Annotated in this window: 30 protein-coding genes and 2 tRNA genes; 14 read left to right on the top strand and 18 right to left on the bottom strand. The window is 59.1% G+C overall.

Annotated elements, in window-relative coordinates; genetic code table 11:
* Window positions 1–198: 198 nt before the first annotated feature.
* The 3 genes from AAEO81_RS13325 to AAEO81_RS13315 all read right to left on the bottom strand — a co-directional run bounded on the left by AAEO81_RS13325 (window position 199) and on the right by AAEO81_RS13315 (window position 2,642).
* Window positions 199–1,362 (bottom strand): MFS transporter, encoded by a 1,164-nt coding sequence (locus tag AAEO81_RS13325; RefSeq protein ID WP_341964061.1) that lies wholly within the window; start codon window positions 1,360–1,362, stop codon window positions 199–201.
* 94 nt (window positions 1,363–1,456) lie between these two features.
* The gene (locus AAEO81_RS13320) at window positions 1,457–2,005 is read right to left on the bottom strand and encodes a carboxymuconolactone decarboxylase family protein (protein WP_341964060.1); all 549 of its coding nucleotides are present in this window, start codon (window positions 2,003–2,005) and stop codon (window positions 1,457–1,459) included.
* Between the two features lie 292 nt (window positions 2,006–2,297).
* Complete coding sequence (locus AAEO81_RS13315) at window positions 2,298–2,642, bottom strand: YggL family protein (RefSeq protein WP_341964059.1); 345 nt, start codon at window positions 2,640–2,642, stop codon at window positions 2,298–2,300.
* A 286-nt stretch (window positions 2,643–2,928) separates the two neighbouring features.
* Here AAEO81_RS13315 and AAEO81_RS13310 point away from each other — a divergent pair, with 286 nt between their 5' ends.
* The 3 genes from AAEO81_RS13310 (at window position 2,929) to AAEO81_RS13300 (ending at window position 6,158) form a co-directional block, all read left to right on the top strand.
* Window positions 2,929–3,519, top strand: coding sequence for an NAD(P)H-dependent oxidoreductase (locus AAEO81_RS13310; protein ID WP_341964058.1), 591 nt, complete (start codon window positions 2,929–2,931; stop codon window positions 3,517–3,519).
* A gap of 331 nt (window positions 3,520–3,850) precedes the next feature.
* Window positions 3,851–5,317 carry a D-alanyl-D-alanine carboxypeptidase/D-alanyl-D-alanine-endopeptidase gene (gene dacB, locus AAEO81_RS13305; RefSeq protein ID WP_341964057.1) on the top strand — a complete coding sequence of 489 codons (1,467 nt, stop codon included), beginning with the start codon at window positions 3,851–3,853 and terminating at the stop codon, window positions 5,315–5,317.
* A 208-nt stretch (window positions 5,318–5,525) separates the two neighbouring features.
* Entirely contained in the window at window positions 5,526–6,158 is a 633-nt protein-coding gene (locus tag AAEO81_RS13300; protein WP_341964056.1) for a DUF5666 domain-containing protein, read from the top strand.
* A gap of 82 nt (window positions 6,159–6,240) precedes the next feature.
* Here the strand turns inward: AAEO81_RS13300 and AAEO81_RS13295 are convergent, their stop codons facing one another.
* Both AAEO81_RS13295 and AAEO81_RS13290 read right to left on the bottom strand, forming a co-directional pair.
* Window positions 6,241–6,585, bottom strand: a complete 345-nt coding sequence (locus AAEO81_RS13295; protein WP_166595280.1) for a 2-oxoacid ferredoxin oxidoreductase — start codon at window positions 6,583–6,585, stop codon at window positions 6,241–6,243.
* A gap of 94 nt (window positions 6,586–6,679) precedes the next feature.
* Entirely contained in the window at window positions 6,680–7,237 is a 558-nt protein-coding gene (locus AAEO81_RS13290) for a DUF4174 domain-containing protein (RefSeq protein ID WP_341964055.1), read from the bottom strand.
* A 42-nt stretch (window positions 7,238–7,279) separates the two neighbouring features.
* On the opposite strand from AAEO81_RS13290, the gene AAEO81_RS13285 reads away from it, so the two are divergent.
* The gene (locus AAEO81_RS13285; RefSeq protein WP_341964054.1) at window positions 7,280–7,429 is read left to right on the top strand and encodes a hypothetical protein; all 150 of its coding nucleotides are present in this window, start codon (window positions 7,280–7,282) and stop codon (window positions 7,427–7,429) included.
* A 49-nt stretch (window positions 7,430–7,478) separates the two neighbouring features.
* Here AAEO81_RS13285 and AAEO81_RS13280 read toward each other — a convergent pair.
* Window positions 7,479–7,555: transfer RNA gene (locus AAEO81_RS13280), tRNA-Val, on the bottom strand.
* A 211-nt stretch (window positions 7,556–7,766) separates the two neighbouring features.
* On the opposite strand from AAEO81_RS13280, the gene AAEO81_RS13275 reads away from it, so the two are divergent.
* Both AAEO81_RS13275 and AAEO81_RS13270 read left to right on the top strand, forming a co-directional pair.
* Window positions 7,767–8,114 (top strand): hypothetical protein, encoded by a 348-nt coding sequence (locus AAEO81_RS13275; RefSeq protein WP_341964053.1) that lies wholly within the window; start codon window positions 7,767–7,769, stop codon window positions 8,112–8,114.
* Window positions 8,115–8,269: 155 nt separating this feature from the next.
* On the top strand, window positions 8,270–8,500 hold the full coding sequence (locus AAEO81_RS13270; protein WP_166595277.1) for a hypothetical protein: 231 nt from the start codon (window positions 8,270–8,272) through the stop codon (window positions 8,498–8,500).
* A 324-nt stretch (window positions 8,501–8,824) separates the two neighbouring features.
* Here the strand turns inward: AAEO81_RS13270 and AAEO81_RS13265 are convergent, their stop codons facing one another.
* The 5 genes from AAEO81_RS13265 to AAEO81_RS13245 all read right to left on the bottom strand — a co-directional run bounded on the left by AAEO81_RS13265 (window position 8,825) and on the right by AAEO81_RS13245 (window position 11,580).
* Window positions 8,825–9,319, bottom strand: coding sequence for a DinB family protein (locus tag AAEO81_RS13265; protein WP_341964052.1), 495 nt, complete (start codon window positions 9,317–9,319; stop codon window positions 8,825–8,827).
* Window positions 9,320–9,377: 58 nt separating this feature from the next.
* Window positions 9,378–10,475, bottom strand: coding sequence for an alkene reductase (locus AAEO81_RS13260; RefSeq protein WP_341964051.1), 1,098 nt, complete (start codon window positions 10,473–10,475; stop codon window positions 9,378–9,380).
* Between the two features lie 23 nt (window positions 10,476–10,498).
* Window positions 10,499–10,939 (bottom strand): DUF4437 domain-containing protein, encoded by a 441-nt coding sequence (locus tag AAEO81_RS13255; RefSeq protein WP_341964050.1) that lies wholly within the window; start codon window positions 10,937–10,939, stop codon window positions 10,499–10,501.
* 140 nt (window positions 10,940–11,079) lie between these two features.
* Window positions 11,080–11,322 (bottom strand): hypothetical protein, encoded by a 243-nt coding sequence (locus AAEO81_RS13250; RefSeq protein ID WP_341964049.1) that lies wholly within the window; start codon window positions 11,320–11,322, stop codon window positions 11,080–11,082.
* A gap of 181 nt (window positions 11,323–11,503) precedes the next feature.
* Window positions 11,504–11,580 (bottom strand) — tRNA-Val (locus AAEO81_RS13245).
* Window positions 11,581–11,784: 204 nt separating this feature from the next.
* On the opposite strand from AAEO81_RS13245, the gene AAEO81_RS13240 reads away from it, so the two are divergent.
* Window positions 11,785–13,068 (top strand): FAD-binding oxidoreductase, encoded by a 1,284-nt coding sequence (locus AAEO81_RS13240; protein ID WP_341964048.1) that lies wholly within the window; start codon window positions 11,785–11,787, stop codon window positions 13,066–13,068.
* Window positions 13,069–13,320: 252 nt separating this feature from the next.
* Here AAEO81_RS13240 and AAEO81_RS13235 read toward each other — a convergent pair whose 3' ends face one another.
* On the bottom strand, window positions 13,321–13,956 hold the full coding sequence (locus AAEO81_RS13235; RefSeq protein WP_341964530.1) for a peptidase C39 family protein: 636 nt from the start codon (window positions 13,954–13,956) through the stop codon (window positions 13,321–13,323).
* A 279-nt stretch (window positions 13,957–14,235) separates the two neighbouring features.
* Here AAEO81_RS13235 and AAEO81_RS13230 point away from each other — a divergent pair, with 279 nt between their 5' ends.
* Complete coding sequence (locus tag AAEO81_RS13230; RefSeq protein WP_341964047.1) at window positions 14,236–14,415, top strand: hypothetical protein; 180 nt, start codon at window positions 14,236–14,238, stop codon at window positions 14,413–14,415.
* Between the two features lie 93 nt (window positions 14,416–14,508).
* Here AAEO81_RS13230 and AAEO81_RS13225 read toward each other — a convergent pair whose 3' ends face one another.
* The gene (locus AAEO81_RS13225) at window positions 14,509–15,273 is read right to left on the bottom strand and encodes a TerC family protein (protein WP_341964046.1); all 765 of its coding nucleotides are present in this window, start codon (window positions 15,271–15,273) and stop codon (window positions 14,509–14,511) included.
* Window positions 15,274–15,402: 129 nt separating this feature from the next.
* Here AAEO81_RS13225 and nhaR point away from each other — a divergent pair, with 129 nt between their 5' ends.
* Complete coding sequence (nhaR, locus tag AAEO81_RS13220) at window positions 15,403–16,299, top strand: transcriptional activator NhaR (protein ID WP_341964045.1); 897 nt, start codon at window positions 15,403–15,405, stop codon at window positions 16,297–16,299.
* Here the strand turns inward: nhaR and AAEO81_RS13215 are convergent.
* Together AAEO81_RS13215 and AAEO81_RS13210 are read right to left on the bottom strand one after the other, a co-directional pair.
* Window positions 16,296–17,453: an MFS transporter gene (locus AAEO81_RS13215; RefSeq protein WP_341964044.1), complete on the bottom strand. Its 1,158-nt coding sequence runs from the start codon at window positions 17,451–17,453 to the stop codon at window positions 16,296–16,298. The two genes, nhaR and AAEO81_RS13215, sit on opposite strands and share 4 nt — an antisense overlap.
* A gap of 189 nt (window positions 17,454–17,642) precedes the next feature.
* Window positions 17,643–18,152, bottom strand: coding sequence for a DUF1993 domain-containing protein (locus AAEO81_RS13210; protein ID WP_341964043.1), 510 nt, complete (start codon window positions 18,150–18,152; stop codon window positions 17,643–17,645).
* Between the two features lie 119 nt (window positions 18,153–18,271).
* Between AAEO81_RS13210 and AAEO81_RS13205 the strand changes: the two genes are divergently transcribed.
* On the top strand, window positions 18,272–18,964 hold the full coding sequence (locus AAEO81_RS13205) for a DUF480 domain-containing protein (RefSeq protein WP_341964042.1): 693 nt from the start codon (window positions 18,272–18,274) through the stop codon (window positions 18,962–18,964).
* A gap of 167 nt (window positions 18,965–19,131) precedes the next feature.
* Here the strand turns inward: AAEO81_RS13205 and AAEO81_RS13200 are convergent, their stop codons facing one another.
* Window positions 19,132–19,944, bottom strand: coding sequence for a shikimate 5-dehydrogenase (locus AAEO81_RS13200; RefSeq protein WP_341964041.1), 813 nt, complete (start codon window positions 19,942–19,944; stop codon window positions 19,132–19,134).
* 226 nt (window positions 19,945–20,170) lie between these two features.
* Here AAEO81_RS13200 and AAEO81_RS13195 point away from each other — a divergent pair, with 226 nt between their 5' ends.
* Both AAEO81_RS13195 and AAEO81_RS13190 read left to right on the top strand, forming a co-directional pair.
* A complete protein-coding gene (locus tag AAEO81_RS13195) occupies window positions 20,171–20,524 on the top strand; it encodes a hypothetical protein (protein WP_341964040.1) in 354 nt (117 codons plus the stop codon).
* Window positions 20,525–20,801: 277 nt separating this feature from the next.
* On the top strand, window positions 20,802–20,984 hold the full coding sequence (locus AAEO81_RS13190; RefSeq protein ID WP_341964039.1) for a hypothetical protein: 183 nt from the start codon (window positions 20,802–20,804) through the stop codon (window positions 20,982–20,984).
* A 117-nt stretch (window positions 20,985–21,101) separates the two neighbouring features.
* Here AAEO81_RS13190 and AAEO81_RS13185 read toward each other — a convergent pair whose 3' ends face one another.
* Entirely contained in the window at window positions 21,102–21,662 is a 561-nt protein-coding gene (locus AAEO81_RS13185; RefSeq protein ID WP_166595262.1) for a hypothetical protein, read from the bottom strand.
* Between the two features lie 284 nt (window positions 21,663–21,946).
* On the opposite strand from AAEO81_RS13185, the gene pbpG reads away from it, so the two are divergent.
* Together pbpG and AAEO81_RS13175 are read left to right on the top strand one after the other, a co-directional pair.
* Window positions 21,947–22,882: a D-alanyl-D-alanine endopeptidase gene (pbpG, locus tag AAEO81_RS13180; RefSeq protein ID WP_166595261.1), complete on the top strand. Its 936-nt coding sequence runs from the start codon at window positions 21,947–21,949 to the stop codon at window positions 22,880–22,882.
* Window positions 22,883–23,071: 189 nt separating this feature from the next.
* Complete coding sequence (locus tag AAEO81_RS13175; RefSeq protein WP_341964038.1) at window positions 23,072–23,530, top strand: DUF2214 family protein; 459 nt, start codon at window positions 23,072–23,074, stop codon at window positions 23,528–23,530.
* 429 nt (window positions 23,531–23,959) lie between these two features.
* Here AAEO81_RS13175 and AAEO81_RS13170 read toward each other — a convergent pair whose 3' ends face one another.
* The gene (locus AAEO81_RS13170) at window positions 23,960–25,279 is read right to left on the bottom strand and encodes an Nramp family divalent metal transporter (protein ID WP_341964037.1); all 1,320 of its coding nucleotides are present in this window, start codon (window positions 25,277–25,279) and stop codon (window positions 23,960–23,962) included.
* Window positions 25,280–25,334 lie beyond the last annotated feature (55 nt).

Here is a 25,334-nt window from a genome sequence, read left to right as displayed (position 1 = left end):
CATTTTTTGTGATTCAAAGGATCACAAATCATCATTTTACGTGAATGACCGTTTCTTCTAATTTACGGCATCCCTCTTCGGTTACACGCCTCGATGTTCTGGGACAATCGAGGTATTAACCACGCCAGATGACGTGCCGCTCCGGTTTGGCACGTCATCTTTTTTATTCCGCGATCAGCCGGTGTTCGCCCCCTCCCCTTAGATCTCGGCCACGCAAAAACGAGCATGGATGACTTGGGTCGCCAGCTCCGACAACGCAAAGGCCAGCACGGCGAAGCCTGCGCCGATGAGTCCCAGGTTGTAGCCCCCCACCAGCGGAATGAAGAAGGCGCCAATCACACCTGCGGCCGAAATGCCGAGGTAGGTGAACGACACGTTGAGGCCCAACACCATCGCTGCGGCATCAGGCGCAATGGAGACCAGCCGGTGCTGCTGTGGCACGAGCAAACCCCAGCCGCAGGCACCCCAGATCAGAATGGCCACGCCGGCCGTCCAGAGGTTCGCGCTGGTCCACGGCAGGGTCAGCAGGTCGAGGATCATCAGCGTCAGCATCACGATCAGCACCTTGCGTTCGCCGATGGTGTCGATGACTCGACCCGCCGCCAGATTCGTGATGGTGCCACCCGCACCCCATAACACGAGCAACAGCGCGAGGATCAACGAGTTGCCGTTGTAGGCGCGGTCGAAGACGATGGCGAAGTAGGTGTATACGACGAAAATGGCAGACAAAATGCAAAAGGTCGTGAACAGGGTCAGCGCGATGCGAGGATCGACCATCGGGGCGAGTCGCTTGAGCAAGGTCACCTTTGGCGGCATCGGAATGTCCTTGATCAATACCATCACCCCCAGCCCCGCCATCGCCGACATGAAGGCCACAAAGACCATCGACCAGCGCCAGTCACCTAATCCTCCGATCACGGTGCCGATGGGAGAGCCGAGCGCAGTCGACGCAGTCAGCCCTGCCACCACCATCGACAGCGCGAAGCCGCGCTTTTCCGGCGGGACCAAAAGGGTCGCGGCGCTGGTGGCTGTCGGCGCGAACATGGCCGCGCCCAGTCCGGCGATCGCGCGGGCGACCAACGCAAACCCGAAGTTGGGGGCAAGGGCTGTCGCGAGGTTGGCAATCACGAAAAGTGCGAGGCCGCTCAGCAACAGCTTTTTCCTGGGAATACCTGCCGCGAGCGCGGCGACGGTGGGAGCCAGCAGCGCGTAAGACACTGCGAACACCGTCAGCATTTGCGCCGCGACGCCCACTGAAACGCTGAACGAGACGGCGATTTGTGGCAGCAGTCCGGCCACGATAAAACCGCCGGTGCCCAGTGAAAACATACTCATCGCCAAAGCAAGCAGGCGCCGATCCATAGTGATACTCCTCGGTGGAGGGGGATGAACAACTGTACGAACGCTGGGTGTGGTCAGCGCTGTGCGTGAATGACGGCAACGGGTGACGCCGCCGTCAGGACTTGAGCTCTTGCGTGCGAAGTACAGGGAAATCGATGTCCGTTTGCGCCACTTCGTTGAGGTAATTGGCAAACGTACAATGCGCCACCAACGCGACGATCTCGACAATCTGGGCTTCGCTGTAGCCCGCATCGCGGACCTGTCGCACCTCGTCGTCAGCGACCCGACCTCTGCGATGCGTGACCTGGGTCGCGAACCGGACCGCCACGTCGGAAACCGGATCCGAAGATGCGCCCTGACGATTCAGCTCGATTTCGTCCGGACCGATACGCGCGCGATTGACCGCCACGAAGCGGTTGGCCGACAGGCAATAGTCACAGCCGTTGGCCTGAGCGACAGCGATGGAAATGCGCAGGCGCAATTTCAGATCCAGAGTCGAATCGATGGCGCTGCCCATCGCAAAAAAAACCTTGAGGATTTCCGGGCTCGTCGCCATCAGCCGGTAGACGGCAGGCACCCGGCCAAACTGTCGGTAAATGTCGTCCAACAGCGGTCGTGCCCCTTCGGGCGCATCATCGCGGGTTGGAACGGTGAGTCGTGACACGGTCGATCCCCTGTGGCGCACGTCATTTCAAGGGATCGAACTATGAGCGCTCGTCGCTTCATTGATAATCCGGCCAGACTGCGAAGGACCTTGGATCAAAACGGGAAGATGCGCGGAGAAACACAGGGTCGAGCCCGGCTGAAAGACAGGCAGACGCAGGGCACGCGCAAGCACTTGACTGACAGGGCGCACGGCGGGATGAAGGGTGTTTCGCCCGGATCGAGACAAAAAAAAGCCACCCGTCAGGGTGGCGTGATCGAGACCCGGCATTAAAAGCCGGATCAAGGCGCGATTACTTTGCAGCTTCGATCGGCTTCTCCGGGTACCAGGCGTCAATCAGCGGGCTCACTTCAACCTTCACGAGTTCGCTACGGCCTTTCAGCCAGGCTTCCACGGTGGCGCGCTGCTCTTCGGTCACGGAGCCGCGGTTGGCCAGGCACACCAGGCCGTAGTCATCACCACCGACATAATCCAGACCGTTGGCGTCCATCGCGTCGGAGAGGAAAGCGTCCAGGAACGCGTCAATCGCCTCGTCGGACAGGTCTTCCTTGAATTCCAGATTCAGTTCGAAACCCAACTCTTGAAATTCATCCACGCAGAGCTTTTTGCGCAGGCGGCGGGAGCGATTGGTAGCCATGAAATAATCCTCTAAGTAATTACGGCGCGGAGTCTACCAGAGTCAGGCGTCAGGATGGCTGGTGATCTTTGACGCCGCGACGCACTGCCTGCTGATTGCGGCCTGCCGCGTTTGAATCAGCGCGCACGGGCCATCCTGAACGGTTGCCGATCTGCATGCTTCCTTCTCTCATGGTCTATAGCTTCTTAAAGCCTTGCCCGGGGTCATCCGCGTCAAACCTAGGGCAGGTCCAGTGTTGGAGTTCAGCGTTACACATTCGCCAAGACCCATGATTCAGGAGCACCCCATGCCGACCCCACCCCCCCTCACCGTCGCGGTTCTCTTAGGCTCGGTTCGCAGTGACAGACAAGGCATAAAGGCTGCTCGATTGCTCCTGACCGCCCTCGAAGCGCGAGGACATGAAGCCGTTCTCGTTGACCCGATGGTCACGCGCCTTCCGTTGCTGGACCGCATGTACAAGGAATACCCCAAAGGGTCCGCACCTGCCGATCTGGAAAACCTGGCCGCGCTTTATCGCCGTGCCGATGGTTTTCTGCTAGTGAGTGCCGAATACAACCACGGCGTCCCCCCTGCATTGAAAAACCTGCTGGACCATTTTCTGGAAGAGTACCTGTGGCGGCCTTCTGCGATTGCCTGCTACTCGGCAGGTGGTTTCGGCGGCGTGCGTGCGGCGATGCAGCTTCGAATGATTTTGGGGGAGCTGGGCATGCCGAGCATTCCAAGCCTCTTTTCCATCCCGCGCATTGGCGAGGCGTTGGCCGATGACGGTCAACCGAAAGATGAGCGGACGTTGAAGCAGATGGACAGGTTTCTCGATGAGTTCGAGTGGTATGCCGAGGCGTTGCGTCAGCAAAGGGATCAGGGCACACCTTATTGACGGGTGCGCTGAGCCGGGATTCTTGATTTCCTCCGCCTCTGCCAAGACAAGAAGCCCCCCTGAAAGGTGGTTTTTCACGGCCGCCGATTTCGCGAAAACAGACAGAAGCCTGTCGTTTCACGTGACAATTCGACACGATTTGAAAAAATAGCGCGGTTTGACGGCTGTCCCCCGGCGCAAGTCACGAAAGCTTGGGGCATAATGCCGCACTGTCACCGGGCGCTATTTTCTGCCCGTAGGGCTGGGACACTTTTCAGTCGCGGCCGTTTTCATGTCACGAGGGAATCCATCCCCTCCGGTTGTCCCTCTTCATTGCAGTAGGGTTTATTGAATGATCAAGTCTTTGCGTCCGTTGTTTTTTGCCACCCTGCTTCTACCGATTTCGCTGTCTGTCGCTGCTGCCCCGATCAACACCGCGTTACCCCCCAAGGTCCAGGAGGCCATGAAGGCCGCCAAACTCAACAACGATGCGCTCTCGCTGGTCATGCTCCCGGTGACCGGTCCTGGCACTCCCACCGTCTTCAACGCTGACGTCTCGGTGAACCCGGCGTCGACCATGAAACTGATCACCACCTACGCGTCACTGGAAATGCTCGGCCCGACCCACCAGTGGAAGACCGAGTTCTACACCGATGGCACCCTGAGCAGCGGCGTCCTGCGCGGCAATCTGTTCCTCAAGGGCGGCGGTGATCCGAAGCTGAACATGGAAAAACTCTGGCTGTTGATGCGTGACCTGCGCGCCAATGGCGTGCAGCAAGTGACGGGCGATCTGGTGCTGGACCGCAGCCATTTCATCCAGCCGCAACTGCCGGTGTTCGACGACGACGGTAATGACAAGAACAAACCGTTCCTGGTCCGCCCCGATTCGCTTATGGTCAACCTCAAGGCCCTGCGCTTCGTGACCCGCAATGACGGCGGCAAGATTCTGGTGTCGGTCGAGCCACCGATCGCCGCCATTCACATCAACAATCAGGTCAAGGCGCTGTCGTCGAACAAGTGTACCGGCGATGTGCTGTACAACCCGGTCCCTGAGGCCGATGGCGGCATCACCGTCACGGTGTCCGGTCAGTTAGGCGACGGCTGCAACTCGCAGACTTACCTGTCGCTGCTCGACCACCCGACCTACACCGCCGGTGCCGTGCGCGCCATCTGGCAAGAACTGGGCGGCACCATTCTCGGCAAGGACCGTCTGGACGTCGTGCCGGGCAGCGCCAAGCTGCTGGCCAAGGCCTACTCCCCGGACCTCGCGGAAATCATTCGCGACATCAACAAGTTCAGTAACAACACGATGGCCCAGCAACTGTTCCTGAGCCTGGGTTCCGAGTTCCGCAACGAAGCGGATGGCGATGACGCCAAGGCCGCGCAACGGGTGATCCGTCAGTGGCTGGCGAAGAAAGGCATCACCGCGCCGCATTTGGTGATGGAGAACGGTTCTGGCCTGTCCCGGGCTGAACGGGTGAGCGCTCGTGAAATGGCGCAAATGCTTCAGGCCGCGTGGAACAGCTCGTACCAGGCCGAGTTCATGAGCTCGCTGCCGCTGGCGGGTATGGACGGCACCATGCGCAAACGCCTGAAACGCACCGCGCTGCGCGGGGAAGCGCACATCAAGACCGGCACCCTGAATACCGTTCGCGCCATCGCCGGGTTCAGTCGGGACAGCAACGGCAACACCTGGGTCGTGGTCGCGATCCTCAACGACGCTCGCCCATGGGGTGCCTCGTCGATTCTCGATGAAGTGCTGGTGAGCATGTTCAATCAGCCAAAACTGGCCAACACGTCCATCTCGCTGCAACAGTAATACGCCCTTCGAGCGGCGCGCTGTCGTGTCTCACGACGGCGCGCCTGACTCCCCTCTCTGCTTTGCACGGCCTCGCGCCCCCATTTCCCGCGCCATGCCCTGACACGCTTCAAGCGCAGGCTGCCAATTCTGACAGTGATGTCATCCACTTCCTGTGCGGGTAACGCTAAGCTCGGCGTTCTGATTCACCACACAGGATTGCGGCACCATGAAGATCACAACAGGCAAGCGACTGCGTGACACCCTGCTGATTTCCAGTCTGTTGGCATCCGCCATGCTGATGGCCGGACCCTCTCAGGCAGAAGATGCGAAGCCGACCCGCGTCCGCGGGGCAATCACCGCGATTGACGGCGATGTACTGAAGATTCACAGCAACCGCAACGAAGACCTGCTGGTCAAGCTGACCAAAGACACACAAGTGCGCGGCGTGACGCTGGCACAGGTCGCCGATATCAAACCGGGCAGTTACGTGGGTTCAGCCGCCGTGCCCCAGGCCGACGGCACGCTGAAAGCGCTGGAAGTGCACGTGTTCCCGCCGGAAATGGCAGGTACAGGCGACGGCCATCGGGCGTTCGACCTGGGCAAGGACAGCACGATGACCAATGGCTCGGTGGGCGATCTGGTGACCAGCAACGGCCGCACCATTACCGTCAACTACAAAGGTGGTCAGAAGAAGATCGTGATCCCGGACGACGTGCCCATCGTCAATCTGGTCCCCGGCGACCGCAGCCTGCTCAAGCCGGGCGTGAAGGCCATCGTGCAAGCACAACCGGCAGCGGACGGCTCGTTGAGCGCGCTGTCGATTTCTGCGGGTGAGAATGGCGTGACACCGCCGATGTGAGACACTCACGCCGCTTTGATTCTGGCCGGGTGGCCAGAATCAAAAGCGCTTAAACAGCGTTTCAGTAAGCAGAGGGCATGCCTCACAAGCACGTCGCCACCATTGCTCCACGCTGGTCCACCGCCTTGCCGCCCGGTTTGGCGTAGAAGCTGATTGCGGTGGAGCCGCCCTTCGCACTCACGTCCGCGAAGTACTCGCCTTCGGTGGTGTACACCGTGAACTCCCCAGGCTTGCCCTGCTCCATGAAGACATCGGCGACATCACCGAACAGCTGCACATTGCCCCAACTGACCTTGATACATTCGGCCACCGCAGCGGCGGGTTTTTGGCTCGCATACACCTGCGCAGGCCCGGCCGAACGCGTTTGATTCAAGCCCATGCACCCCGTCAGCAGCGCCAACGCCACAGCTCCCGCCCAATGTTTCATGACAGTCCCTTCGATAAAAAAGGAGCGATCTTACCAGCAAGCGTACCCATGCCCTACTGACATGATGCGCATTGCCTGCGTTGACTGCGCCTGATCAGTCATCCAGCCCGGCGGGGGGCGCGGCAGGGGCCGCTTTACCTGCCTTGCCCGGTTTGCCACCCTGAGTCGCGGCTTTGGGCTCTGCCGCGGGCGCGACCGGTGCAGCGGCTGCGGCCTCTTTCTCAGCCATCGGCATCTGGTCGATGGTGCTGAAAATCTCCTTGGGATCGATCGCGCCTTTGTGATCGATCTTCTTCTCGCCGTCCTTGCCCACCAGAATCACCTGGGCCTGGCTTTTGTCCAGCACGCCGAGTTTCAATTCCCGGATCAGCGCCATGGTCGACTGCGCGTCCATGTCCTTACCGTTCCGCTGCCCGGCCAGAGAGACGATGGTGTAGAGCACCATGTTGCGCTTGGCGAAGGCTTCTTTATTGGCAGGCTCATCGAGGCTTTTCTTCAGCGTCACCAGCGTCGGGTCCACAGAACTGGAAGCGATGATGATCAGCGGACGCGACTTGCCACGCTCCTGCGCCAGTGGGGTGTCTGCATCCGCTGCCAATAGGGGACCGGCAACAGCCAACAGAACGGCAAGGGTCAGCGACCGAGTAAACATACGCACCTCCTTTCGATTTCCATGCACTGATGATCGCGCATCGTGGCAAAAGGTCCAGCCGAGAGACTGAAAAATCAGGATTTTTTTCTGCGTAAGGGTTTGAGAAATAGACGAGAAATGCCTGAAGCCACCGGCACACCTGAGCCGGAGCTTTTCGAGGAACGTAAAACCACCGACAACAAAAAAGGGTGAGTCTTTCGACTCACCCTTTTCGCGACCGCCCAGCAGAGCGGATTTTGTTTGGTAGGCGCGATTGGACTCGAACCAACGACCCCCACCATGTCAAGGTGGTGCTCTAACCAACTGAGCTACGTGCCTGCTGTGGGTCGGCATTCTACGGATATTCAAATGTGTGTCAACGTCTTTTTTCACGTTAACCCTATGAATATGCGAATTTTTTGCAGAGGCGTCGCGGACGCGTTTCCACCGCGCTCCGATCCGCCCCATGACCGTTGGTCGCCATGACGGCACTCCGTTCGATTCCCGAGAGCCCAAGTCAAGACAGGACCCTAGACATGGAGATCTCCCGATGAACAAATCATTTGCGGCACTGGCGCTGGGTTGTGCGCTGGCGTGTGGTTCGATGGCAGCGCTGGCTGGCGCGGCGTCTCCCTCCGTGGGACCACCCCCCTCGCAGACGGGCCAGGATCCACGGACACAAGGCGCGGACATCGAACGACAAGGTACTGACATGGACCCAGCGAATCCAGCCAACGGCATTCGTCGCGGCATGAACACCGGCGCAATGAGCAACGGCACCGGCGGCAGCAATGACGTCGATTTGCCAGGCGGCTCAACCACCGGCAGCGGTTCGTCTGGCAGCGGTTCCAAAGGCTCGTCAGGCGGCTCCTCCAGCGCAGGCGGTGCTGGTGGCTGACCCAGGCCCCCTCTCATGAAAAGGCGCCCGATCGGCGCCTTTTTCATGGCCGGAAAAAAGCCGGAACTGACGTATCATCACATCCCTGTTACATCGCAGGGGTATTAAAGGCAGAACCTCTCGCCCTGCCCTGTCGATAGCTGGGGAACATGATCGTGGGAATGAAAAAATCAGCGCTGGAACTCAAGCGCGACCTCAACGCCATCGCCGGTAATCTTGAACGCACAGCCGGGGAAATCAGCCGTTTGGCCGAGCGTATCAACGATGTAGACGTCGTGGCGGTGCTGCACCTGATGAACCAGCAGTACAAGGACGCGGATCGGTTACGGGCGTATGTGGATGAGATCAAGGCGGGACGGATTACGCGGGGAAAAGCGGAGACCTAGCGTGTTCAGGCTCGACACGTTCGACAACAAAAAAGGGCGACCCTCTCGGATCGCCCTTCTCATGACCGCCCAGCAGAGCGGATTTGTTTGGTAGGCGCGATTGGACTCGAACCAACGACCCCCGCCATGTCAAGGTGGGCGGCAAATCACATCTAACTTGCTGATTTCATTGGAAATCACCACCTAAACGGCCACCTTCAAAAACGCCCCTTTCACTCCATAAGAATCAATAACTTACGAGGGGGTTTTGCAAATTCTTCAGGCCTGAATAAGTGTTCGGTTAACGTGTGAACGTTTGAGTTTTCGCCAGTATCAGGCCATCTATCAAACGGCGTCTCGCCTGAACGGCTCCAACTCATGCAGGTACCGTGTAAACGTCTCGGGAGGCGGCATCGCACCCTGCCGTTGCAAGATCAATCCTACGGCTCCTCGGTGGTAAATCCCGTGAGCCAAAACATGGAGCAGGATTTCTTCCCGCAACATGCGACCTTGTTTGCCGTCAGTGAAAGTAAATTCGATTGGCTCATTCAATTGCTCTGTCGTCATCGACGACGCGTAACCAACGAACCACTCATCAAGCTCTGTAATTCGCGCTCGAAGCTCATCGAGGCTTGGAGTTTCCGGCGTGTTCGCGGCCTCAAAAGGATGGGGCGTGTTTGTGAGATGCGCCTTGAAAATCTGATCTACAACATTTATGTGGTTCATGAATCGGAATGCAGTAAGGCCATCAGGCTGGCTTATTTCAGTACCTGATTTGGCAAGGCCCTCAAGTGCTTCACGATTGGATTTCTGCTTGAATTTGAACATTGCTTCGAACATGAAGGTCAAGTCCTTATACGGGATAATTACAGTGAATCCGCAGTTTTCGACAGCTGTTCTAAAGCAGCTTTGGGTAATCTGTGTAACCTTTGGCTCCGCCGGACTGCAACGTAGTCACGTCAAGCTCATTTAATTCAGCACCGAGTCGAAACCGCTCAACGAGATCTGGGTTGGCGGCGAATAAGCGAGCGAAGGCAATCATGTCGACTTTGCCACTTTGCAGTGCTTCGGTGGCTTGGACCAAGTCGTAACAGTTGTTGCCAATGACGGGGCCATGAAACATCCTGCGTAATCGAGCGAAATCCAAACCCGGAACATCTCGACTGGACAGCAACTCCCCTTCCGCGAAATGCAGATAGGCCAGCCCATACCCGTTCAGTCGACTAACCAGATGCGAGTACAGCGCTTCGGGGCTGCTGTCACGGATATCGCCGTAGGTCGACAGCGGAGACATCTTTACACCAATTCTATCGGCCCCCCAGATCGGGATGATCGCTTCCACGACCTCGATCAGAAGCCGAACTCGGTTTTCGACAGAGCCTCCGTAATGATCTGTTCGTCGATTGGTGCCATCTCGAAGAAATTGATCCAGCAAGAAACCATTCCCTGCATGGACCTCAATGCCGTCGACGTTGGCTTTCTTGGCCCGTAGCGAAGCTTGAAAATACTGATCAACAACCTGCGCGATTTCGTCAGAGTCCATTTCGTGGGGCTCTGGCACCGCTTGCGGGCCGGAGTCGGTGTAGACCTCTACGTTAGGCCGAATAGCTGAAGGACCAACAGGTTGGCCACCATTCAGCTGTAGATCTGGGTGAGAGAGCCTGCCGCAATGCCACAATTGCATAAAGATCACCGCGCCGCGCGCGTGCACGCCGTCTGCGATGGTTTTCCAAGCCCTCATCTGCTCGTCGTTATAAATGCCAGGAGAGTTGCGATAACCCTTGCCCTGACGCGATATCTGCACTGATTCAGTGATGATCAGACCGGCACTTGCTCGCTGGCTGTAATACTCGGCCATGAGGGTTGTTGGCATATCGTTTTGCGCGGCACGCATGCGCGACATTGGCGATTTGACGATACGATTACGCAACAGATACGGACCTACCCGGATGGGTTCGAACAATGGGTTTTGCCCATGATCGTCGGATTTAGACATATCACCTCCTGGATCAACGCCACTCATTTAGTTTTGCTGAAATCGAACGCGCCTTTGGATGTCACGAAGAACAGGCATTCTGTCTGAGATATGCATTTGGTGACGTGCGATTCGCCGCCTTTTTGATACCAGTACGATCCGGCAGCCAAGGGATGGTCTGGTGAATTAACGGCAGGCTCATTTGCAACGACGCCATTAATGACAACACCGTAATAGCTGAAACTGTGACTATGCAGCGGGCTTGCCGTATTACCCGGCATTTTGATGAAGTTACTGTGCTCTCCCGTTGCTGGGTCGCCCCAGCCATTCGCAATAGTCAGCCCCTCTTTGTTCTGATAGAAGTGCATTGCACTGACGGGTACCGTCAGGGTGGTATCTGGCGCAGCGTTAGAAGCGGCGAAGGCCGAAGAAAAAGCAGTGGCGAAACTGATGAGAACAGCTAGGGGGAACGTGCGACCGAGCATGGGGTTTTCCATCAAGATTAAGAAAAGAGGGTTGGCCTATGGCCAGGCGATGGAGTATCTGCCGATCTTTTTTGGTGCAGAACTCGCGCCCACCACAATTCACTCTTTCATCACCTGAAATGATGGATGGATGCATTCGATTAAACCGAAGGGGCCAGTATCCCGCCCGCCGCCTGATATCGCGCCAGCAAATCTTCTAGCCGGTGTTCGTGCTTGCCATAACCAGCACCTGGCAGACTTGCGCAGATGTTCGACACCTTGTCGATCGCGGCGGCGATGTTGCCGACGAGAATGTCGGACAGCGCGCCGCGCTCGCGGATCATGTTCAGGCTCTCATGGGCCACGCTGATGAGAAGATGACGAAAGAATACCAGGTGGGACATCGCACCAAGGAAATCGAGTACGTCGAGGTAGGTGCAGGACTCGCCCTCTGCCCTCGCAGGCCGGGCCAGAAATGCACCTCTTACCCGAAATATGGGTGGGGGTTTTGCAAAAGTTTTGCAAAAAAAAGGGCGACCATTTCTGATCGCCCTTCTACAGCCCGCGTATTTCGGGGCTTACAACTGGTAGGCGCGATTGGACTCGAACCAACGACCCCCACCATGTCAAGGTGGTGCTCTAACCAACTGAGCTACGTGCCTGCTGTGGAGCGGCATTCTACGGATATTCAACAGCCTGTCAACGGGGTATTTTTTCTAACCGGCTGATAACTATCGTTTTTTGCAGAACACTCATGCCAAGTGGCACATATATAAGACACCCAACGGCCTTTTTCCCGCTGGTGACCGCCATTTATCTCAGGTAGGATCGCCCCATTCGTAAAAAATATTAAACAGGGCCACTCGATGACGAACACCGCTTACCCTCAGTCTTATTACGCCGCGTCCGCCAATCACGCCCCTGAACGTCCGTCGCTGCAAGGCGAGGTGGAGACGGATGTGTGCGTGATCGGCGCCGGTTATACCGGGCTGTCGAGCGCGCTATTCCTGTTGGAGAACGGCTTCAAGGTCACGGTGCTGGAAGCGGCCAAGGTAGGCTTCGGCGCGTCGGGCCGGAACGGTGGCCAGATCGTCAACAGTTACAGCCGCGACATCGACGTCATCGAGCGCACGGTCGGTGCAAGACAGGCGCAGTTGATGGGCGAGATGGCGTTTGAAGGCGGACGTATCATCCGTGAACGCGTGGCCAAATACCAGATTCAGTGCGACCTGAAAGACGGCGGTGTGTTCGCAGCCATCACCCCTAAGCAAATGGGTCATCTGGAGGCGCAGAAAAAACTCTGGGAGCGCTATGGCCATACCCAGCTGGAGCTGATGGACCAACGCCGCATCCGCGAAGTGGTGGCCTGCGATGAATACATCGGCGGCATGCTGGACATGAGCGGCGGCCACATCCATCCGCTGAACCTGGCACTCGGTGAAGCGGCGGTCGTCGAGTCGCTGGGCGGCGTGATTTACGAGCAATCGGCCGCCATCAAGATCGATCGTGGCGCCAGCCCGGTGGTGCACACCGCCCAAGGCAAGGTGCGGGCGAAGTTCATCATCGTTGCGGGCAATGCTTATCTGGGCAATCTGGTACCGGAACTGGCCGCGAAATCGATGCCGTGCGGCACGCAGGTCATCACGACCGAGCCGCTGAGCGAGGAGCTTGCGAGCACGCTGTTGCCGCAAGACTACTGCGTCGAAGACTGCAATTACCTGCTGGATTATTACCGTCTTTCCGCTGACAAGCGCCTGATCTTCGGCGGCGGCGTGGTATATGGCGCGCGCGACCCGGCGAACATCGAATCCATCATCCGTCCCAAAATGCTCAAAGCGTTTCCGCAGCTGAAGGACGTGAAAATCGATTACGCGTGGACCGGCAATTTCCTGCTGACCCTGTCGCGCCTACCACAAGTCGGCCGTCTGGGCGACAACATCTATTACTCGCAGGGTTGCAGCGGCCATGGGGTGACGTACACCCACTTGGCGGGCAAAGTGCTGGCCGAAGCGCTGCGCGGGCAGGCGGAGCGCTTCGATGCGTTCGCCGGACTGCCGCACTACCCCTTCCCTGGCGGGCAGCTGCTGCGCACGCCGCTGACGGCGCTGGGTGCCTGGTATTACAGTTTGCGGGACAAGCTGGGGTTCTGATCAATCCACGCGGCAAAAGGTCTCGGGGGCGATGAGATGCCCCCTTTATGACGTGTTTTCCACTGTGAAAGCGAAGTCATTCTGGGCGGCAATCCGACGAAAGATCTTTCAGGCGCTGGAGGTGCGTGGCCTGCACGGGCCTATTCGCGAATGAATTCGCTCCCACAGGTGGGCTGCGCCGGGCTTCTTGCGCCCGACCTGAACCCTGTAGCCAAAATGCCCATCATCGACGTGCTGGCGTAGGCCGCATTCTCAATGCGCGGCATTCAACGCCTTCACCGCCTCACCCGCCGCCTGCTCCTGCCCCGCCTGCGCGAGATCATTCGCAGCCTTGAGCCAACGTTCGCGATCCACCGGGGACGGCAACTGACGAGGCCCCTGCACCAAAATCGCCCAGTTGCCCGCGTTGTCCCAGTCCGAAGTGAACTCGTCGAAACTCACGGTCAAGCGGCCCAGCCCGGTGTAGATCAGCATGTTGCGTTTGTTCTGGTTGAACCCGACAAGCACGCCATAGCGTTGCTCTTTCCACCAGAACGAGCCCTCGCTGAACCGCACCATGACCGGATAACCGGCGGACACCTGCGCCAGCAGATCAGGCAGTTGATGATCGACCGGGTACACCACGAAACCGTATTCGCGCGCCACGTTCGTCATGCTCAGTTCGAGGGTTTTCTCCGACGCCGGCAGCTTCAGCGGCTTTTCCAGCAAGCCAGGCGTGGTCTGCACGCCGCGCACGCTCAGCATGCTCGCCAACGCGAACGGTCCGCTCTGGTAAGACTTGCCCCGGAAGAACGGCACCGAGTTGAGCTCGACCCGGTCCGGCAGGCTTTTATAGACCGGCGGATAACCCGGCTTGTACGCGTGAGGGTCGGCACACCCCGCCAGCATCAACGTCAACGCCAGGCCCCACCACATCCGTTTGCTTCCAGAGACTTCCATTCGAGACATTCTTCACTCACTTGTCAGGTGCCGGGGCAACCTGCAACCCGGCCTGGACGCCGATCATAGAGCCGCCGAGGGCCCGGGTATAGCCTCTCTGCACAGTCGGTGGAACTGGATAGAACAAATCGGTCACAGAATTCCTACCATCGGTCAATTTTCAGCAACAACCCACGTACTAGACTGTCGATTACTGAGAGAACGAAGAGCGCAGAGCCGGAGGAACACATGAGCCTCGGAATGACCATTGTGATGTTGATCGCTGCCTGGCTGGCTGTGGCCGGTGCCATGCTGTGGGGGGTGATGCGGATTTCCCGTCGTCATCACCCGCATTATCGGACCCCAGAAACCACCCCAAAATCCGCGCCCATGAATGCGCGCAAACCCCGTCATGCCACGGCGCATTGACGCCCATCCGATCTGATCGGATCACAAAAAAAAGCCTAAAAAAACGGTCGGTGATGGAGTTCCCATCCCGACCGTTTTCATTACGCCCGCCCTTTAGCTTTTAACCGCCGCTGCTTGCGCGTCGAGCTTACGCTGCCGGGAACGACGCACCAGCATGTTCAGCACTTCGATCAGCGCCGAGAACGCCATCGCCGTGTAGACATAGCCCTTCGGTACGTGAGCGCCGAAACCTTCGGCAATCAGCGTCATGCCGATCATGATCAAGAAGCCCAGGGCCAGCATGACCACCGTCGGGTTTTCGTTAATGAACTTCGCCAAGGGCTCGGACGCGACCAGCATCACGATTACAGCGGCAATCACAGCGATGACCATGATCGGCAAATGCTCGGTCATGCCGACGGCGGTGACGATGCTGTCGATAGAGAACACCAGGTCCAGCATGAGGATCTGCCCGATGGCGGCCGCCATGCTCATCACGACGGTTTTGGAAATCGCGGCCTCTTCCTCGGTCTTGATGTCCATGCTGTGATGAATTTCGGTGGTCGCCTTCCACACCAGGAACAAGCCACCGGCGATGAGGATCATGTCTTTCCACGAGAACACCTGACCGAACACATCAATGACCGGCTCGGTCAACTGGACGATCCACGCCACCGTGCTGAGCAAGCCCAGCCGCAGAATCAGCGCCATGCTGATGCCGATGCGGCGCGCCTTCGTGCGCTGATGAACCGGCAGCTTGTTGGTCAGGATCGAGATAAAGATCAGGTTGTCGATGCCGAGGACAATTTCCATGACCACCAGCGTGGCCAGGGCGATCCACGCGGTGGGGCTTGCAGCCAGTTCTAAAAGGTATTCCATGTGCCGGTATCCATTTGGGTCGCGTTGATGAGACAAGGCCGCATTCTAGGGACTGAAACACTTCAGAAAAATTCGTATTTATCAGGCGTATACTTCGCTTTTTACGAAGTGTCAGAGACAGGCAAACCTATGCTCAATTACCGTCAGTTGCACTATTTCTGGGTGGTGGCCAAGACTGGCAGCATCGTGCGTGCGTGCGAGCAACTGAACCTCACGCCGCAAACCATCAGTGGTCAGCTTAGCCTGTTGGAGCAAACCTACGGGGTGGAGCTGTTCAAGCGGGTGGGACGCCAGTTGGAGCTGACGGAGATGGGCCGCATCGCCCTGCCCTATGCCGAGCAGATGTTTCAGTTGGGGGGCGATCTGGAAGCATTGCTCCGGGCACAACCGGATGAGCAGCAGATTTTGTTCCGGGTCGGTGTCGCGGACGTGGTGCCCAAATCCATCGTTTACCGGCTGATCGCTCCGACGATGGAATTGAGCGAGCCGATTCGCATCACCTGCCGAGAAGACCAACTGGAACGCCTGCTGGCCGACCTCGCCATTCAGCGGCTGGATCTGGTGATTTCCGACAGCCCCATGCCTTCGCATCTGGACATCAAGGGCTACAGCCAGAAACTGGGGGAATGCGGGGTGAGCTTCTTCGCCACGGCTGCCTTGGCGCGCACCTACGGCCAGGATTTCCCCCACGGCATGCAGGGCGCGCCGCTGTTGATTCCCGGCCAGCAGACCGTGGTGCGAAGCCGATTGATGCGCTGGTTCGCCGAACAGAACGTGCAGCCGAGGATCGTCGGCGAGTTCGATGACAGCGCGCTCATGAAGGCGTTTGGCAAGTCCGGCAGTGGCATCTTCATCGCACCGAGCGTGATCGCCGATGAAGTGATGGCTCAGTACGACGTCGAACTGATCGGCCAGACCGATGCGGTGACCGAGTCGTTTTACGCGATCTCGGTCGAGCGCAAGGTCAAGCACCCCGGCATCGTCGCCATCACCGAAGGCGCGCGACGCCAGTTGTTCACCGACTAAGCGTTGCAGCCGACGGGGCGCGGCTTGAAGGTCATCAGCAGCAGGGCCAGCAGAATCGACAGCAGGATAATCCCGGCGGCGGCGAACCCGAGGTTGGCCAGACCGAGGTGGTCGATCACCCGTCCACCGACGATGGCACCGATACCGATCCCCAGATTCGCCCCGGCAATGTTCAGCGACGCGGCAAATGCCGGGGCTTCCGGGGCGGCTTTCATCAAGCGGACATGGCTGACCAGGAACAACGCCGCCTGCGTCACGCCCCAGACTGCGAGGGCCAACGCCAGGGCAGGCAGCGAATGCATGCTCGGCGCCACCATCACCATCCCGCCAATCATGAACGTGCAGAACGTCAGGCTGGCGATCAGCGGATGCCGGTCCACCAGGCGGCCACCTAGCGAGTTGCCCAGCAGGCCCACGGCGCCGAAGCCCATGAGGCACCATCCCACCACGGTGCCGTTGAACCCGGCCAGGCGTTCCAGCATGTCGGCCAGGTACGTGTAGGCCGTGAACATGCCGCTGAAGACCAGCACCGAGAGCAGCACGTGGCCCTGCATGATGGGGCTGCGCAAGATGCGAAACTGGCTGCTGAACGACGCTTGATCCTTGTGCATGCTCTTCGGCAGGTAAATAAACAGCAGCAACGCCTTGGCGAAGGCCATCACCGCCAGCACCACGAACGCGGCGCGCCAGCCGAACCCGTCGGAAATCAGCGTGCCCACGGGAATCCCGAACACCGTGGCGCAGACGATACCGAAGCCGATTTTGGCGATCGCCCGTCCTGCGTGATCGGGGCCGACGATATCGACCGCCGTTTCACTGGCCAGCGCCCAGAACACCGGCAACCCGAGCGCCGGAATCAGCCGGGCTACGGCCATCACCCAGATATTCGGCGCGAACGCCGCGACCACATTGGCGACGCCGAACATGATCAGCACCGAAATGAACAGACGCTTGCGCTCGAAGCGCGAAAAATACGCGGTCAGGAATGGGCCAAAGCAGGCCACGGTGAAGGCGAACAGGGTCACCAGGAGACCGGCTTGCGGGATCGTCACGGCCAGGTCGCGGGCGATGGCAGGCAACAGGCCGACGATGACGAACTCTGTGGTCAGCACGGTAAAGCCAGCGGCCGACAACAGGTAAATAGGGAAAAACATGAAATCTCCAAAAACGACCAAGAGACCAGTCCTTGCGGAGTGGCCAATCGGAATGACGTAGTGCGAAGCGCGGAGGGTACCAGACATCGGCGCCAGGGTCGGTCGACCGGCGCACAAAAACAAAACCGCCGCCCGAACAGATCGGACGGCGGCCGGATTCAGAGGTTCAGCGCAGGCTGACGGGCTGTATCAGTAGGTGCCCATGTAGTCGCGCTTGCCCACTTCCACACCGTTGTGACGCAGCAGGTCGTACGCGGTGGTGACGTGGAAGAAGAACTGAGGCAGCGAGTAGTGCAGCAGGTATTTCTGAGTGCTCATGCGCTTCTCTTTGTCGGTGCCTGGGCGCAACACGATTTCGCGCTCTTCGTGACCGTCGACCTGTTCAGGGGTGACGGTGTCGATGAAGGCCAGCACTTTGGTCAACAGGGCTTGCAGGTCGGCGAAGGTGACTTCGGTGTCTTCGTACTTCGGCGGCTCGATGCCCGACAGACGCGCGCTCGCGCCCTTGGCGAAGTCGACGGCGATCTGCACCTGACGGACCAGTTGGAACATGTCCGGGAACAGACGCGCCTGCAGCAGTGCGTCTGGCTGGATGTTTTTCGCGGTGGCGTGGGCTTCACCCTTGGCCAGCACGGCGCTCAGCGCGGTGAGCATTTGCTTGAAGACAGGAATCGAAGCGGCGTACAGAGAAATGGTCATGACAGTTCCTGATGGAGTGAGTCGCATTGAGGAGGCATGAGTGACATGCGAACGCGGCTTGTCTTTTACCTCATCCACCCCCTACCCTCATAGCCTTTTCAACACACAGGGAACGGGCCATGTCCACCGAGCTGGATTCCGATAACGGTCGCGACGACGCAGACACGCTGCAGCTGAACAGCACCGAAGTGCGTATTTTGGGCTGCCTGATCGAGAAGCAGGCGACCAACCCTGAAACCTACCCCTTGACCCTCAACGCACTGGTCCTGGCCTGCAACCAGAAGACCAGCCGCGAGCCGGTGATGAACCTGACGCCCGGTCAGGTCGGCCAAAGCCTGCGGGCGCTGGAAAGCCTGCAATTGACACGCCTGGTGATGGGCAGCCGCGCCGACCGCTGGGAACACCGGGCTGACAAGACGCTGGAGCTGGTTCCGGCGCAGGTCATCCTCACCGGCTTGTTGCTACTGCGCGGCCCGCAAACCGTCAACGAACTGCTGACGCGCAGCAACCGCATGCACGATTTTGAAGACACCGACGCGGTGATCCATCAACTGGAGCGCCTGATCGGTCGCGGGCTGGCGGTGCTGATCCCGAAACAGGCCGGGCAACGGGAAGACCGTTACATGCACGCGCTGGGGGATCCGGCAGACATGGAGGCCATTCTTGCAGCGCGGCAGACTCCGCTGGAGCGTTCCAGTGGCGGCAGCTCGGCGCTGGCGGAACGGGTCGAAGCGCTAGAAGCGCGGATTAACGAGCTGGAAGAGCGGCTGGCGAAGCTGGAGGTTGAACGGCTACAGACAGCCGCGACTTGATTGTCTGAGCGATCTGTCTCTGTCGCCTGGTCCGCCGCATCGCGAATGAATTCGCTCCCACAGTTGAGCTGCGTCAGACCCAACATCTCGATGCGCACGGATTCCTGTGGGAGCGAATTTATTCGCGAAAGGCTTATCAGGCGACACCCATGTGTTGGCTGTACGCGTCAGCCGCGAGCAAAAGTCGCCGCGGCTTGATATTGCTCATCGGTGGGGCGGACGCCGGTGTAGAGCACGAACTGCTCCAGCGCTTGAATCGCGGCGACTTCATCCCCTGTGATCAAACGCTTGCCCGCTTTTTCCGCCGCGACGATAAAAGGCGTACGGGCCGGGGTGGCGACGACGTCGAACGCGGTGTCGGCGGCTTCAATGGCCGCTTTCTCGAAGGCCAAGGCATCCGCCTGATCCCCGGCCATCCCCAAGGGCGTCACATTGACCAACAAGGGCGGCCGCTCGCTGCCCAAGTCCGCTTGCCATTCAAACCCGCAGGTCTTCGCCAGCGCCCTGCCCGCCTGTTCATTGCGCGCCACGATCAGGCCATCGGTAAAACCGGCATCCCGCATCGCGCAGGCTACGGCTTTCGCCATGCCACCGCTGCCGCGCAAAGCAAACCGGGTACGTGGCACGGCATGGGTATCCACCAACTGAGCGACGGCAATGTAATCGGTGTTGTAAGCCTTCAGATGTCCGTCGGTATTGACGATGGTGTTTATCGATTGAATCGCCGCCGCCGAGGGGTCCATCTCATCGATCAACGGAATGCTGGCCTCCTTGAACGGCATCGACACACCACACCCGCGAATGCCCAGGGAGCGCATGCCCGCGATGGCGGCTGGCAAGTCAGTCGGGGAAAAGGCCTTGTAATAAAAGTTGAGGCCCAACAGTTGATACAGATAGTTATGAAACCGCACCCCAAAGTTGCCGGGGCGCCCGGCGAGGGACATACATAACAGCGTTTCCTTGCTTGCAGTCACTAACATGAAATCTCCCGAACGGTATGCGTTTACGCCCTGAGAAAAGCGTAGAATTCAGTTGCTTGCGGCATTAACCGAAGCAATTGTCATCAAAGTCACCGAATACCTTACACAAAATTTACGCAGCGGCTTCGCAGATTTCCCGAAAGTCGCTGTCTGATCAGTTATCCCGTGGCAGTGCCTGAGCGTAACGCAGGCTCGCGACAACGGGACTGAACACCGAGGAACAGTCATGATTCGTCACATCCCCAAGGTTGCCTTGTTGTTAGGTGCCCTCGCCCTCGCAGGTCAGGCTGAAGCCCATGGCGGCGGCCCAGGCTGGGGTGGAGCGGCAGTGATCGGCGCAGTCGTCGGCGGCGTGGTGGGTGCAGCCGTGGCTTCCGGCCCTGTCTACGCGGCACCGGCTCCGGTGTATGCAGCGCCAGCGCCGGTGTACTACGCACCGCCGCCACCGCCTGTTTACTATCAACCGGCCTACGTGGTTGAGCGTCCCGTCGTTTATGGCCCACGCTACTACGGTCCGCCACGCTACTACGGCCCACCACCGGGCTACTACCACGGTTATCACGGTGGCGGTCGCTGGTAACAGCGATGCCCTGAATCCAAACTGCCGGTCTTCGATCGGCAGCCTCCCGAATACCAGACCCCGCCTAACCGGCGGGGTTTTCGTTTCTGCTGAGTGTCGACCGTGGCGCTCGATTCTGAAGGGGTCACAGGCTTCGGATGAGAACGGATGCACAATTCCTTTGCCCCGGCAGCAAAAAAACTGACCTGTCACTCATCAATGACGACTATCGAGAGCGGTGATTTCTGCTGATCGGGATCGCGCCGTAAAGTAGCGCCATAGATTGATGGAGGCACTTATGACCAAGGTTCAGATCATGTCGGTTGTCGGCAGCGCAGTTCCCGCATCGCTTCGCGAACGCGGCTTGCTGGCCTGCTGGTACCTGGTCCAGAACGGCGAACCGGTCAGCGGTCCTCTGCCCTCGTTGCCTGCGGCCCAAGCCCTGTCCCAGCAATTTGAAACCCGCAAGCTCAACAGCTGAACTGAATTCGTTACTCCCTGAATCGTGCGTTGCTCCGCACTTCCCTTTAGCCCGCATCCCAGATGCGGGCTTTTTTTTTCGCGGTAGACGCCGGCGGAATCCGCCTGTTTAACAGAATCAAACCCGCTCAGCCTGGGTCGCATTCACCTGGCAGCGATGTGCCAATTTCTGCAACCGTTTTTCCAACGCCCCGAGGACGACCCGGTCCGAACGGCCACTTTCCAGTTCTTCGATCATCTCATTCGCCACTAACCGCAGTTCATGAGCGATCACCACACGGTCGTCGTTCTGGTCCAGCTTGTGCGACTCGAACAGCCGGTGCAGGTAATCCTCAAGCGTGCGCTGCAAACGATGCCGATCCGCCGCCCGCAAATGCACCAGGTTCACCGTAATTTTCGCCAGCAGCTCATTGAGCTCGCCACACAGGTACTGCATCCGCCGCGCATAGCCGGTTTCGCGATCCCGCAATTGCTTGCGCTGCAACGCCAAGTCCTGACGTTTCTGAATCGCAGGCACCGCAATCGCCATCATCAGACCGACGATCAGGCCGATGGCCTGAATCCAGCCCGCCCAGTCCGACGGTCGCACGAACAGGCCCGCGACGAGCAAGAGCACCGCAACGATGGCCGCACCGAACACCAACGACGCGTAATCCTTGCTGATAAACCCTTTGGGCATTGCACAACTCCTAGGTCATTTGAGGAATAAACATCAATGGCGTCGAATGCTAATTCGTGACTGGCCGCCGTGCCATGAATATCGACGCGCCCACCGCAAATACAGGTTTTTTCCGCCCTTAACCTGAACGGACGCCATACAAGGGGTTTTTAATACCAAAACGTCCTATGCCGGCCATCGACATAGTTAGAAACATGCTCCTAAAATGCGCCCATCTTGTTGTCGCTCTTGAAAAAAGTCCGACTGTCCACGCCCTCTCCATTCTTTTTAAGTGAGCTTCGCTCTTGAACATTCGCACAACCCTCATCGGCCTGTTTTTTGCGCTCACAGGCTCGGCACTTTCCACCGGTGCCCTTGCGAACGAACCCGCCGCTTTCAATCGTGACCCGGCCAATCTTCATCTGGCTTCCGGCAGCGCCATGATCACCGACCTGCAAACCGGCCAGGTCCTGTACTCCAGCAATCCCGACGTCATCGTGCCGATTGCTTCGGTCACCAAACTGATGACCGCCATGGTCACCCTCGACGCCAAGTTGCCGATGGACGAGATGGTCAAGGTCGACATCTCCCAGACCGCCGAAATGAAAGGCGTGTTTTCCCGCGTGAAACTGGGCAGTGAACTCAACCGCCGCGACATGCTGCTGATCACCCTGATGTCGTCGGAAAACCGCGCAGCGGCGAGCCTCGCACACAGCTACCCGGGCGGCTATCCGGCGTTCATCAAAGCCATGAACGCCAAGGCCAAGGCACTGGGCATGAGCCACACCGTGTACATGGAGCCGACCGGTCTGTCGGTGTTCAACGTGTCCACCGCCCGCGACCTGACCAAACTGGCCCTGGCGGCGCGCAACTACCCATTACTGCGTGAGCTGAGCACCACCCAGGAGAAAACCGTGAGTTTCCGCAAACCCAACTACACCTTGGGTTTCAGCAACACGGATCACTTGGTGCGCAAGTCCAACTGGGACATCAAGCTGACCAAAACCGGCTTCACCAACCAGGCCGGGCATTGTCTGGTGCTGCTGACCAGCATGGCCAACCGTCAGGTGTCGGTGGTGATTCTGGACGCCTTCGGCAAATTCACCCACTTCGCGGACGCCAGCCGTATGCGCCTGTGGATGGAGACCGGCAAGAGCGGTCCGGCGCCGGAAGTCGCGTTGCAGTACAAGAAGGAAAAGAATCTGGTCATGAAGCAGAAAGGCCTGCAAGCCTCGGATTGATTCGACGCTTCGCTTCATCGGATTTGCCCTCGTTGGCGCCCGTCAAGGCGCCATCTTCCCCGCCCCCCGGACAGCGCTAAGCTGCGGAACTGACAACAGTTTCATCAATCCTGCCGCGCATAATGGCCGCGACCCGCTACGCTTGAGGTGTATCGGCTTGTTTCGGATACCGCTCGGGGGAGTAGCACCATGGTCGTCAAGTGGATAGTGGCTGCGTTGCATCTGTTGGCGTTCGGTTTCGCGCTGGCGGCGGTTCTGGCAAGAGGGCGCGCACTGCGCAGATTGCGCACGGACGATCCCCGTTCCTTTCGCGACGTGTTCGTGGTCGACAACATCTGGGCGGTGTCAGCGGGGATTCTACTGATCACCGGCGCCTTTCGTGCGTTCGGCGGGCTGGAGAAGGGCTCGTTCTACTACCTGCACCAACCGTTGTTTCACCTGAAGATTACGGCCTTCGTGGCGATTCTGGCGCTGGAAGTCGTGCCGATGTTCGCCCTGATCAAATGGCGCATCGCGTTCAAAAAACAGCAACCCATCGACACCTCCCGCTCCCGGCGTTTCGCCCGCATCAGCCACATGGAAGCGGCGTTGATGGTGATTATCGTGGTTGCGGCGACGGGGATGGCGCGAGGGATTTTGTTGAGCTGAGCATCCAGCCATCGCGCGACGCATAACCTGTGGGAGATGCCGGAGGGACGACGGCAGCGATGGCGATCGATCAGGCGACGGCTGTCCATTGCCTGACCCACCGCTTCGCGGCCGTCGTCCCTCCGGCGGCTCCCACGGGATTTTCTCCGGTCCGCCTAAACGGGACCGACGCATCATCGCGGACCTGAGGATGCCAATAAACATAGGCTCAACACTGTTCCCGTGGGAGACGCCGGAGGCACGACGGCAGCGACGGCGATCGATCAGGCGACGGCTGTCCATTGCCTGACCCACCGCTTCGCGGCCGTCGTGCCTCCGGCGGCTCCCACGGGATTTTCTTCGTTCCGCCTAAATGGGACCGACGCATCATCGCGGACCTGAGGATGCCCACAAACGAAGGTTCACTACCGAGACGGACCACGACCTCTCTTAACTCACCCAAAACACCATCAACATCACGTTCGCCAGCGAGATCAGGCCGAACAGCCCCCACGTCAGCACCTTGGTCACGGCGTTATTGGCAAACAGTCCCATGAGCTGTTTGTCGCTGGTGAAGCGGATCAGCGGCCACAACGCGAACGGCAGTTGCAGGCTGAGGACGACCTGGCTCAGCACCAGCATCTTGCCCACCGCCCCGTCGCCGAACCAGATCACACCGGCCAGTGCCGGAATCAGCGCCAGCGCCCGGGTGATCAGGCGGCGTTGCCAGCACGGGATCTTGGCGTTGAGGAAACCCTCCAGCACCACCTGACCGGCGATGGTCCCGGTGAACGTCGAACTCTGTCCCGCCGCCAGCAGCGCAATCCCGAACAGCACGCTGGCCAGGGCGCCGCCCACCAGCGGATCGAGCAGGTGGTAGGCGTCCTGAATTTCCACCACGTCGGAATGGCCGTTGCCATGAAAGGCCGCCGCAGCAAGGATCAGGATCGCCGCGTTGATCACCAGCGCCAGGCTCAGGGAGGCGATGGTGTCGACACGCGCATAACGAATCGCACTGGCCTTGCTCTCGACAGAGGTGCCGTTGACCCGGGTCTGCACCACTGACGAATGCAAATAGAGGTTATGGGGCATCACGGTCGCGCCCAGAATGCCGATGGCGATGTACAACGGCTCTTGCTGGCTCAGCACATCCCACGAGGGTTTGAGGCCTGCCACGACGTCCGGCCAGAAGGGTTTGATCAGCACCAGCTCGATGAAAAAACACGTAGCGATGGTCGCGATCAGGCCCAGAATGATCGCTTCCAGACGACGAAAATTGGCGCCCTGCAACGCCAGCACAATCACCGTGTCGAACGCCGTCAACGCCACGCCCGTGGTGATCGACACGCCGAGCAGCAAGTGAAAGGCCAGCGCCGCGCCCAATACTTCCGCCAGGTCCGTCGCGAGAATCGACAGCTCGGCCAGAATCCACTGCCCCATCCCCACACGACGGCTGTAGCGTTCAGCCGACAGCTGCGCCAAGTCGCGCCCGGTGGCGATCCCCAGCCGCGAACACAGGTTCTGCAACACCATCCCTGACAGGCTCGCCAGCACCACCACGAACAGCAGCGCGTACCCAAAACGCGACCCCGCTTCGATGGCCGTCGCCCAATTGCCGGGGTCCATGTAGCCAATGGAGATCAGCAGGCCCGGCCCGACGAACAACATCAGCTTGCGCAGGAACGAAGCATTGGCCGGAATCGCGACGCTGTCGGTCACGGCAGAGGGGCAAAACGGCGCGGTGGCGGTGGTGGGGAGTTTGTATTTCACGGGAGTCCGGCGGGTGATTGCGATCAGCCATGAAGCTTAAACGCCGGGAAATATT

The sequence above is a fragment of the Pseudomonas sp. RC10 genome, from assembly GCF_038397775.1.
Classification (GTDB): domain Bacteria; phylum Pseudomonadota; class Gammaproteobacteria; order Pseudomonadales; family Pseudomonadaceae; genus Aquipseudomonas; species Aquipseudomonas bambusae.
Note: the sequence above shows the minus strand (reverse complement) of the source record. Positions and strands in the feature narration are given on the sequence as shown.

What these genes read in the sequence shown, in the direction of transcription:
- AAEO81_RS13325 (WP_341964061.1), bottom strand. Translation starts at nt 1,362, where the DNA reads ATGGATCGGCGCCTGCTTGCTTTGGCGATGAGTATGTTTTCACTGGGC.
- AAEO81_RS13315 (WP_341964059.1), bottom strand. Translation starts at nt 2,642, where the DNA reads ATGGCTACCAATCGCTCCCGCCGCCTGCGCAAAAAGCTCTGCGTGGAT.
- AAEO81_RS13310 (WP_341964058.1), top strand. Translation starts at nt 2,929, where the DNA reads ATGCCGACCCCACCCCCCCTCACCGTCGCGGTTCTCTTAGGCTCGGTT.
- dacB (WP_341964057.1), top strand. Translation starts at nt 3,851, where the DNA reads ATGATCAAGTCTTTGCGTCCGTTGTTTTTTGCCACCCTGCTTCTACCG.
- AAEO81_RS13300 (WP_341964056.1), top strand. Translation starts at nt 5,526, where the DNA reads ATGAAGATCACAACAGGCAAGCGACTGCGTGACACCCTGCTGATTTCC.
- AAEO81_RS13295 (WP_166595280.1), bottom strand. Translation starts at nt 6,585, where the DNA reads ATGAAACATTGGGCGGGAGCTGTGGCGTTGGCGCTGCTGACGGGGTGC.
- AAEO81_RS13290 (WP_341964055.1), bottom strand. Translation starts at nt 7,237, where the DNA reads ATGTTTACTCGGTCGCTGACCCTTGCCGTTCTGTTGGCTGTTGCCGGT.
- AAEO81_RS13275 (WP_341964053.1), top strand. Translation starts at nt 7,767, where the DNA reads ATGAACAAATCATTTGCGGCACTGGCGCTGGGTTGTGCGCTGGCGTGT.
- AAEO81_RS13265 (WP_341964052.1), bottom strand. Translation starts at nt 9,319, where the DNA reads ATGTTCGAAGCAATGTTCAAATTCAAGCAGAAATCCAATCGTGAAGCA.
- AAEO81_RS13260 (WP_341964051.1), bottom strand. Translation starts at nt 10,475, where the DNA reads ATGTCTAAATCCGACGATCATGGGCAAAACCCATTGTTCGAACCCATC.
- AAEO81_RS13255 (WP_341964050.1), bottom strand. Translation starts at nt 10,939, where the DNA reads ATGCTCGGTCGCACGTTCCCCCTAGCTGTTCTCATCAGTTTCGCCACT.
- AAEO81_RS13250 (WP_341964049.1), bottom strand. Translation starts at nt 11,322, where the DNA reads ATGTCCCACCTGGTATTCTTTCGTCATCTTCTCATCAGCGTGGCCCAT.
- AAEO81_RS13240 (WP_341964048.1), top strand. Translation starts at nt 11,785, where the DNA reads ATGACGAACACCGCTTACCCTCAGTCTTATTACGCCGCGTCCGCCAAT.
- AAEO81_RS13235 (WP_341964530.1), bottom strand. Translation starts at nt 13,956, where the DNA reads ATGCTGGCGGGGTGTGCCGACCCTCACGCGTACAAGCCGGGTTATCCG.
- AAEO81_RS13230 (WP_341964047.1), top strand. Translation starts at nt 14,236, where the DNA reads ATGAGCCTCGGAATGACCATTGTGATGTTGATCGCTGCCTGGCTGGCT.
- AAEO81_RS13225 (WP_341964046.1), bottom strand. Translation starts at nt 15,273, where the DNA reads ATGGAATACCTTTTAGAACTGGCTGCAAGCCCCACCGCGTGGATCGCC.
- nhaR (WP_341964045.1), top strand. Translation starts at nt 15,403, where the DNA reads ATGCTCAATTACCGTCAGTTGCACTATTTCTGGGTGGTGGCCAAGACT.
- AAEO81_RS13215 (WP_341964044.1), bottom strand. Translation starts at nt 17,453, where the DNA reads ATGTTTTTCCCTATTTACCTGTTGTCGGCCGCTGGCTTTACCGTGCTG.
- AAEO81_RS13210 (WP_341964043.1), bottom strand. Translation starts at nt 18,152, where the DNA reads ATGACCATTTCTCTGTACGCCGCTTCGATTCCTGTCTTCAAGCAAATG.
- AAEO81_RS13205 (WP_341964042.1), top strand. Translation starts at nt 18,272, where the DNA reads ATGTCCACCGAGCTGGATTCCGATAACGGTCGCGACGACGCAGACACG.
- AAEO81_RS13200 (WP_341964041.1), bottom strand. Translation starts at nt 19,944, where the DNA reads ATGTTAGTGACTGCAAGCAAGGAAACGCTGTTATGTATGTCCCTCGCC.
- AAEO81_RS13195 (WP_341964040.1), top strand. Translation starts at nt 20,171, where the DNA reads ATGATTCGTCACATCCCCAAGGTTGCCTTGTTGTTAGGTGCCCTCGCC.
- AAEO81_RS13190 (WP_341964039.1), top strand. Translation starts at nt 20,802, where the DNA reads ATGACCAAGGTTCAGATCATGTCGGTTGTCGGCAGCGCAGTTCCCGCA.
- AAEO81_RS13185 (WP_166595262.1), bottom strand. Translation starts at nt 21,662, where the DNA reads ATGCCCAAAGGGTTTATCAGCAAGGATTACGCGTCGTTGGTGTTCGGT.
- AAEO81_RS13175 (WP_341964038.1), top strand. Translation starts at nt 23,072, where the DNA reads ATGGTCGTCAAGTGGATAGTGGCTGCGTTGCATCTGTTGGCGTTCGGT.